Source organism: Psychroserpens citreus, assembly GCF_055686305.1.
In genome coordinates, this window is sequence record NZ_CM145999.1 from 687593 (window position 1) to 697500 (window position 9908).

Below are 9908 nucleotides of genomic sequence, written 5' to 3' on the forward strand. Positions count from 1 at the left end.
ATCAATAGATACTCTTCATCCTCAAGAGTAAACAACTTTCCCATCTACTAAAGCACAGGCTATTTAGTTGAGGTATATCTCCACAAATAATGACAATAATACGTTACGCGATTTTGTATTGCCTAACCTCAAATAAATTATTAATATGAAAAATTGTTCGAACATGCTTAAAACTCTAATCTTCTGTTTAATTTTATTATCAGGACATTTTGCCTACGTACAAACCCAAATCGGTAATGATATCGATGGAGAATTGGCAGGAGACCAATCTGGCTATTCCGTTAGTATGAATGCAGATGGAACTATCATTGCCATTGGCTCTCCCTTCAATAGTGAAAATGGCTCATCATCTGGGCAAGTACGTATCTATCAAAGTATTGCTGGAATCTGGACACAAATAGGCAACGATATTGAAGGAGCGGCTTTTAACGATAGGCTCGGAGCTTCTGTAAGCATTAATGCAGATGGCTCAATAGTTGCTATTAGTAATAATAAGGATAGTGTTTTTGATTCAGGGCAGGTTCTAATCTATCAAAATATAGCAGGCACTTGGACTTTAATAGGGAGTATAGATGGCGAAACTGATTTTTTAGCCAACCTTTCAGTTCATTATGTAAGTTTAAATGCAACAGGAAATATATTAGCTATTGGGACACCAACTGTAGGTAATGCTGTCCCAATTTCTGGACGTGTTCGTATTTATGAAAACATTGCAGGAACCTGGACACAAATAGGTGATGATATTTATGGTCAAATTCAGACTGAAGAGTCAGGTTTTTCATTGAGTTTAAATGCTGATGGTACTATCGTTGCTATTGGAGCACCTTGGGGATCTAATAACCCCGGAAGTGTTCGTATATATCAAAATATAGCAGGAGCTTGGTCTCAAGTTGGAGTAGACCTCATTGGAGAAGCTAATAATGATAGGTTCGGATGGTCAGTTGACCTTAACGCTGATGGTAATATTGTTGCCATAAGCGCACCTCAAAATGGTGGAAATGGCTCTAATTCAGGGCATGTCCGCATCTTTGAAAACATTGCAGGAACTTGGACACAAATAGGCAATGCTATTGAAGGTGAAGCAGAAGGAGATTTTTCTGGTTGGTCTATTAGTACAAATTCTGAAGGCACTGTTGTCGCCATTGGAGCATTTCAAAATGATGGAAACGGAGCAAATTCTGGACATACAAGAATCTATCAAAATAATGGAGGGGTTTGGACAAAAGTCGGTGATGATATTGATGGTGAATCGGAAGGTGATAATGCAGGCGTTGCAGTTAGCCTAAATGGAGATGGTTCTACACTTGTAATTGGTGCTCGATCTAATGATGGAAACGGAGCAAATTCTGGACATGTACAGGTTTACGAAACAGGAATTACAGTTGCAATAGACAATGATAATGATGGCTTTACGAGTGATGTAGATTGCAATGATAATGATGAGACAATATATCCTGGTGCTCCTGAAATTTGTGATGGTATTGATAATAATTGTGATGAACAAATAGACGAAGGCGTACAATTGACGTTCTTCGCAGACACCGATGAAGATGGCTATGGAGATCCTGAAAATACAGTACTTGCCTGCTCAGCACCAAACGGTTTTGTTGATAATAATACGGATTGCGATGATACAGATAACACCATTTATCCAGGATCGGAAACCTTGACGTATTCTGGTAATACAGGATTTACCAACAGCATCATTTCGACTGTCAATGGAAGTCCAAATACTACATTCAACTTTGAAGTCATCTATACCAACGTCAATAATCAACTCCCTCTGAGTAGTTTTCCAAGAGTCTATCTAGATTATGAAGGCAATGGTAATTATAATGATCCAAATGATAGAGTAATTGTAATGTCACCTTCTAACATTAATGATTTAAACACATCTGATGGCAAATTATATATAGCTTCAATAAACAGTCTTCCATCTGGAACCAATTGGCAAACTAGGATACAAATTATAGATGATACATGTATAACAAATATTGGTGCTTTTGATTATCCAAATGTTCAACTTGAACCAGATTTAGAAATTTTTGCAGACGATATTACATTTAGCAATAACAATCCAATGCCAGGAAATCCGGTAGAAGTATTTGCAACTATTCATAATAGATCCGATTTCGGTATTGAGGATATTCCGGTAAAACTGACCAATCAATTTAATAATACAGTTTACCCAGATGTTATAATTCCGAGTATTGCACCACAAACTAATTCAACCGTTAGTTGGATAATTAATACGCCTTTAAATGATTCTTGGAACCCAATGCTTGTTGAAGTAGATTATGATTTCGACATACCTGAAACCAATGAAAATAATAACTCAGCCGTACGACCTTTATTGGTAGGAAATTTCACTTTACAAGGTGACATTATAGTTAATGCAAATGTAACACCATCTACAACTTATGCTAGCCCAAATTCTGTAATTACGATTAGTGGAAATGGATATTATGATAACTTAGCAGTTACTTTAGACGATCCTTCGGTAGCCGGTGGAACCATTAATTTTAGCATCGAGGAAACTGGAGCCACTTTTTCTACCTATACAGATCAAAACGGTAATTGGTCATATACTTTACCTGCATCTCAAATTCCTGGCATATATACTATTTCAGGATCTCTTACAGACTTCACTCTTACAGGTTATTTTGAAACTGAAATAGAAATCCTTGAAGCACCTTGTTTACCAGATTTAATTACCGAAGTAGTTGCATCAGAAAATCAAATTATAGAAGGTGAATCAGTTACAATAGATGTAATAATAAAGAATATTGGTTGTGCCGAAACAGACATGAATACAATTGCTACTGTCTTTCAAACTGGAGGAAATCCAATGCTAAATAATCAACCTATTAATCCATTATTACCAGATGAAGAATTTAGTTTAAGTTCTGAAACCATAATTTTTGATTCCCCAGGAACCTATAGTATTTGTTATGAAGCAGACGGTACCTTTCTTGTAGACGAGGTTTTAGACAGCAACAACAAGAATTGTATTACAATAAAAGTCTTACCATCAATAGCAGATATAATTCCCTTAAGTAATCAAAATCTTAGTGCCTATTTGTGTGATGAACCTAGTCCGTTTTTTAGTGTTAAAAATATTGGTTCGGAACCAACAGGTCCATTTGATTGTACAGTCACAGTAAATTTTGACGGAAATGAAGTAGGCAGTTTTACAGAAACAGTGTCCAACTTAGACTATGAAGAGGTTTATACATTTTCTGTAGATTTTAATCACACCCAAACAGGTGTTTATACCTACGAATTAAAATGTGATACTCCTACAATCTCGGAGGGAGTGGTTACAGAATTTAATGAATTCAATAACGTCGCAAGCTATTCACAATTGATTAAAGCATGTTTACCAGATTTGGTAATCAATCAATGTGATGGTGTTACGGTGACTCCAATAAATCCAACAGATCCAAGTACTCACACTTATAACGTAACTTTAACAAATGCTGGTAACACTATAGCTCCTGCACCAATAGAGGTAGAGTTATTAAGATCAGATAATGCTGTTCCAGTTCTATTGACATATAATAGTGATATTGACATGAATGAAACTATCACGCTGTCTCATGATATAAGTTCAGTTCCACCAGCAACTGAAACATTAATGGTGGAAGTGGATCCAAATTTTTTAATTGACGAATCAAGGGAGTACAATAATAATTTTACTAACGATTTATGTTGGGACTTTAAATTAGGTCCTAAATGTGGTAATAACTTTTGGGATTATACCTACTACGTAAACCAAAGTATTAATTTTTCTGCAGGAGTTTCCAATGACGGTTTGTATGAAGCAACTGATGTAAAAGTGAATTTCGAAATCAGTGGTCCAGGTGGGGTTTTTGATTTGGGCGATGCGATTATTCCTTATATAGGTAACACTTGTGGTTGTTCAATAGTTGCCATAGCACCAATTGATTATATTTTCAACGAAACAGGAATTTATACAGTTACAATGACTGTAGATCCTGATTTTGATTTTACTGAATGTGAAGAAGGAAATAATGTTTTTGTTCAAACCATAGAAGTCACCAATTTTAAACCTGACTTGACTATTAAATCTGAATATATTAATCCGTCACTTCTTAACCCTGATATCAATGAATCTATAAATATTGATATTACATATGAAAACCTTGGCTTATCAAATATAGATGATATCATGCAATTAGATTTATTTATTGATGAAATTCTTGTAGAATCTTGGCCAAATATTAACGGTTTAATTAATGGTGGTACAAATACGGTAACATCAACAAATCTTTGGTCTTCACAAATTGAAGGTTCCCATGTGATTAAAGCAGTTATTGATGCAAATGACACCGTTGATGAAGGAATAAATGAACTTAATAATGAAGCAACGAGAGTAATTATTGTTGGTGCTGCAGCCAATCTTAAATTTACAGCATTTACTACAAACAATAATTCACCTAATATAGGTGAGAATATTCTATTAGATATTTTAATTGAAAATGAAGGAGAGCTACAATGTAGTGCAGATTTAAAACTAAGTTATTTAAGTAACGATTCTAATGAAATTCTTATTACCACTATACCAATTAATATAGAGGGAAATTCAAGTATTCAATTAAATAATATTACTTGGACTGTTGCAGACAACTATACCACTTTAATTGCATCAATAAATAATAGTTCGAGGGAAGAATGGTCCTATGATGATAACACTGCCGAACTTCAAATTGGTAGATTAGACATAATAATAACATCTACACCAAGTTGTCCAAATCAAGAAAATGGAAGTTTACTTGCTGAAGTAAGTGGTGGTGTGGAGCCATATTCTTTCGAATGGAATAACGGATCTTTATTGAATACAACTTCTGGAGGACCAGGAACCTATAATTTAACTGTAATAGACAATACTGGCTTTTCAACAACCATTGAAGCTGACATTTTAATTGATGATACAGATAGTGATGGTGACACCATATCAAATTGTGAAGACATCTGTGAAGGATTTGATGATACAGAAGATATGGATACTGATGGTATTCCTGATGGCTGTGATAATTGCATAAATACCGCTAACATAAATCAAGATGATACAGATGGTGATGGGGTTGGTAATGACTGTGATAATTGTGTTGAAAAAGCCAATCCAGATCAAACCGATTCAAACAACAATGGTATCGGTGACGCATGTGAAACTCTAAGTTTAAATAATGTTAGCTATGATGATATTAAAATTTCACCTAATCCATTCAATGAGTCTATTTCAATTATTACACCACTACAATTAAATAATCAAAAATTTAAAATAACAATATATGATATGTTGGGGCGAGTAATATTAGATGATGTTTTCCAAAGCAATACTAATATTATTAAGATTATAAAACTAGATAAAACTATTAGTCAACAAGGTGTTTATTTGTTAAAAATATCTAGTTTAAAAAACAGTCAAAGTACTACAAGGCAACTAATTAAAAACTGACTTATTTAACTGAGCTATAATTTTTCCCTAAAGATTATTTAAAAAGTTTCAATATAAATATTGAAACTTTTTTATTTTGACATTTCATTAAGTACCAGTCTTAATTCATTATAGGAATACTTATCATCTAACTGATGTTTTAATTCTGAAAGATTTTCAAAGCTGTACTGAGGTATTATTTTTTTTAACTCACTATAATGTTTTTCGGACATTAAATCTGTAATCTTCACTTCTCCTGTAATAATAAAGCTAGCTATATGTCCGAAAATTGTGTTTTCAGTTAGTTCCCTTATATCGGCTATATCCTGTATGGACTTACCAGATTGAAATAAAGCTAGAGACTCTTTTTTGGTATCTCCTTTTTTTCGTTTTGGTTTACTATCAATGAAAATTTCATTTCGCATAGAGGTTTCAATGTCGTGCTCTTTACAATAAGCTCTAACAACTTCTATAATTTCATTGCCATATTTTTCAACTCTTGTTTTACCCATACCATGAATTTGTTTCAAATCAGATTTACTAATTGGAAGTGTTTCACATATAGCATACAAGGCCTTCTGAGTAAATATTTGATAATGGATAAGATCTTCTCTAAGCGCAATAGTATTTCGGAGTTCTCGAAGTAATTCGAAAAGTTCTACATTAGTCGTTCCTTCCAAAATAGCTTTACGCTGTTTTTTAAGTTTAGTCTTTTTAATGAATATAGTTTTAGTTCTTAATTCGAGATATTCTTTAACACTAAATCCTTTTCTAAATCCATTAAAATACAAGGTTTTAACCTCTAATAATTCATCTATGTAATCGAGTTGTTTTTGCATATCAGAATCTATCGCTTTATTATCGGTATTAATAACCAAAGCATTATAAGGTGTTTTAATAATCTCATTCGATTCAGATTTAAAAAATTCTAGTGCTTTTAAAAAACGCTCTTGTAAAACCATATTATTTTGAGGTTCTTCATTATGCAAGCTTAATTTAGAAAGTTGTACTTTAAAACTATGACCTATTTTTAAAAGTTTGGTGACCGCGCTTTTTAAATCATGTAAAGTAGGGTCTATATTACCTTCAATACTACCTTTATTATTATAATAAATATCCAGAATACGATGGATAGGATAAATAAATTGGTAGAAATCAAGAACATCAGAAATACATGATAATTGATACTCAATTTTAGATTGCTTTAAAACTAGCTCATCAGGCTGCTTTTCCTCAGACAACTTATTGAACTTAATAATATTTGAATCGTTAATAATTTGGTTAGAATTGATTTTAGACTTTAATATTAATCCTTCTAAACTTTTACATCTACTTAAAGCAACATAGGTTTGACCATGAGCAAAAGCACCTTGAGTATCTACAATTGCTTTTTCAAAAGTTAATCCTTGGCTTTTATGAATAGTAATTGACCATGCCAATCGTAAAGGCATTTGGGTATAAGAACCCACTTTATTTTCGGTTATGGCATTTGTGTCTTGATCAATAGTATAATTTATATTTTCCCATACTTCTGAACTAACAATAATATCAAAATCATCATCTGGACATTTTACTACAACTTCATCATGGTCTATAAAGATAACCTTTCCTATTTTTCCATTATAATAACGCTTATCATTTGAACTATCATTTTTAATAAACATTACTTGAGCTCCTACTTTTAGAACTAACTCTTCTTTATTTGGAAATGAAAATTCAGGAAATTTACCTTCAACTTTTGCTAAAAAAGTTTTAGATTCTACATTCAGCTTATCAAGTTCAGAAATATTAACATGTTCTGCCTTAGCATTATGAGTAGTTAAAAAAATGTAATCTGCAATATTGTTAGGCAAAAAATCAGGAATAAATCTTTTATTTAACTCATTTGCTGATTCTTGAGATAAGGTATTAGTTCTAATTTCATTAAGAATTTTTATAAACTTTGGATTATCTTGTCTGTAAATATGCTTTAATTCAATCGTTATTGAATTACACTTCTGATAAGCCAAAGAACTAAAGAAATAAATAGTTTTATAAAACGGTTTTAATAGTTGCAATTCATTGTCTTTTATCACAGGGGACAATTGTTGCAAATCACCAATCATTAATAATTGTACTCCTCCAAAAACAAGGTTTTTATTCCTAAATCGTTTTAGGGTTTTATCAATCCCATCAAGTAAATCAGCTCTAACCATACTAATCTCATCAATAACCAATAGGTCTATTGATTTGATAATATTAATTTTCGTTTTACTAAATTTTATATTGAAGTTAGAAGAATTTTGAAGCCTTTCTTTTGGTAGAATTGGTCCAAAAGGCATTTGAAAAAAAGAATGAATTGTAACACCTTTAGCGTTAATAGCAGCAACTCCAGTAGGTGCAACGACAATCATTCTTTTTAATGATTCTGATTTCAATTTATGCAAAAAAGTTGTTTTTCCTGTTCCTGCTTTACCAGTGAGAAACACATTTCTGTTTGTATTATTAACAAAATCCCAGGCTAAATCTAACTCTTTATTGATATTCATAAATTCATTACTATACTTTTATAGTACTACTAATATAAAAACAAAAAACCCTTTTCATATATTATGAAAAGGGTTTTCAAAAAAGGCGACGACCTACTCTCCCACGATTGCAGTACCATCGGCGCAAATGGGCTTAACTTCTCTGTTCGGAATGGTAAGAGGTGAGCCCCATCGCTATAATCACCTTAAATCTTTCGGTGTATGTGGTTTAATCCACTTAACCGTATATAATAACATATTGAAAAAAAACATCATAAAAATATATTGTAACTCTAAAAAAACAGGCGTACAATAAGCCTATGGGTTATTAGTACTACTCGGCTATGACATTACTGCCTTTACACCTATAGCCTATCAACGTGGTCATCTTCCACGACCCTTTAAAGAAATCTCATCTTGTGGTAGGTTTCGCGCTTATATGCTTTCAGCGCTTATCCTTTCCCAACGTAGCTACCCAGCAATGCTCCTGGCGGAACAACTGGTACACCAGAGGTTAGTCCAACTCGGTCCTCTCGTACTAGAGTCAGATCCACTCAAATTTCTAACGCCCACAGTAGATAGAGACCGAACTGTCTCACGACGTTCTGAACCCAGCTCGCGTGCCACTTTAATGGGCGAACAGCCCAACCCTTGGGACCTTCTCCAGCCCCAGGATGTGACGAGCCGACATCGAGGTGCCAAACCCCCCCGTCGATGTGAGCTCTTGGGGGAGATCAGCCTGTTATCCCCGGAGTACCTTTTATCCTTTGAGCGATGGCCCTTCCATGCGGAACCACCGGATCACTATGCTCTACTTTCGTACCTGATCGACCTGTATGTCTCTCAGTCAAGCTCCCTTATGCCATTGCACTCTACGCACGGTTACCAAGCGTGCTGAGGGAACCTTTAGAAGCCTCCGTTACTCTTTTGGAGGCGACCACCCCAGTCAAACTACCCACCAAGCACTGTCCTTCGTTAGAAGTTAGACTCTAGATAAGCAAAGGGTGGTATTTCAACAATGACTCCACAACGCCTAGCGACGCCACTTCATAGTCTCCCACCTATCCTACACATTACTTATCCAAAGCCAATACTAAGCTATAGTAAAGGTTCACGGGGTCTTTTCGTCCCACTGCGGGTAATCGGCATCTTCACCGATACTACAATTTCACCGAGCTCATGGCTGAGACAGTGTCCAGATCGTTACACCATTCGTGCAGGTCGGAACTTACCCGACAAGGAATTTCGCTACCTTAGGACCGTTATAGTTACGGCCGCCGTTTACTGGGGCTTCATTTCAGATCTTCGCCGAAGCTAAACCCTCCACTTAACCTTCCAGCACCGGGCAGGTGTCAGGCCCTATACATCATCTTTCGATTTAGCAGAGCCCTGTGTTTTTGATAAACAGTCGCCTGGACCTTTTCACTGCGGCCCATCCGAAGATGGGCGACCCTTCTCCCGAAGTTACGGGCCGATTTTGCCTAGTTCCTTAGCCATGAATCTCTCGAGCACCTTAGAATTCTCATCCCAACTACCTGTGTCGGTTTAGGGTACGGGCTGCTTCACTCGCTTTTCTTGGAAGTCGCTTCTCTGGATTATCACCTTGGCCGTAGCCTCAGTGTACTATCGCCGTGTTACCACTGGCTTCAACGTGCATTTCCGTCAGCACGCACCAAATATACGCCTCCGTCACTTTTAGTGTGAGCAGGTACAGGAATATTAACCTGTTGTCCATCCACTTCCCCTTTCGGGTTCGCGTTAGGTCCCGACTAACCCTCAGCTGATTAGCATAGCTGAGGAAACCTTAGTCTTTCGGTGTGCGGGTTTCTCGCCCGCATTATCGTTACTTATGCCTACATTTTCTTTTGTAGCTTCTCCAGCAAGCCTCACGACTCACCTTCGACGACACTACAATGCTCCCCTACCACTTTTTCAAGTCC

The 9908-nt window shown here is 35.4% G+C and carries 2 protein-coding genes and 2 rRNA genes (1 of these 4 cut by a window edge); 1 reads left to right on the plus strand and 3 read right to left on the minus strand.

From position 1 onward, the window contains the following. Positions 1–163 precede the first annotated feature (163 nt). A complete protein-coding gene (locus tag ACTU6T_RS03210; protein WP_460219824.1) occupies positions 164–5482 on the plus strand; it encodes a CARDB domain-containing protein in 5319 nt (1772 codons plus the stop codon). Between the two features lie 71 nt (positions 5483–5553). Here the strand turns inward: ACTU6T_RS03210 and ACTU6T_RS03215 are convergent, their stop codons facing one another. The 3 genes from ACTU6T_RS03215 to ACTU6T_RS03225 all read right to left on the minus strand — a co-directional run. Continuing rightward, positions 5554–7989 carry a helix-turn-helix domain-containing protein gene (locus ACTU6T_RS03215; RefSeq protein ID WP_460219825.1) on the minus strand — a complete coding sequence of 812 codons (2436 nt, stop codon included), beginning with the start codon at positions 7987–7989 and terminating at the stop codon, positions 5554–5556. Between the two features lie 80 nt (positions 7990–8069). After that, a 5S ribosomal RNA gene (gene rrf / locus ACTU6T_RS03220) occupies positions 8070–8177 on the minus strand. Positions 8178–8276: 99 nt separating this feature from the next. Then, positions 8277–9908: ribosomal RNA gene (locus ACTU6T_RS03225) — 23S ribosomal RNA — on the minus strand; it runs 1189 nt beyond the window's last position.

Excerpts from the sequence above, each read along its gene's own strand:
- ACTU6T_RS03210 (WP_460219824.1), top strand. The coding sequence starts at position 164 with ATGCTTAAAACTCTAATCTTCTGTTTAATTTTATTATCAGGACATTTT.
- ACTU6T_RS03215 (WP_460219825.1), bottom strand. The coding sequence starts at position 7,989 with ATGAATATCAATAAAGAGTTAGATTTAGCCTGGGATTTTGTTAATAAT.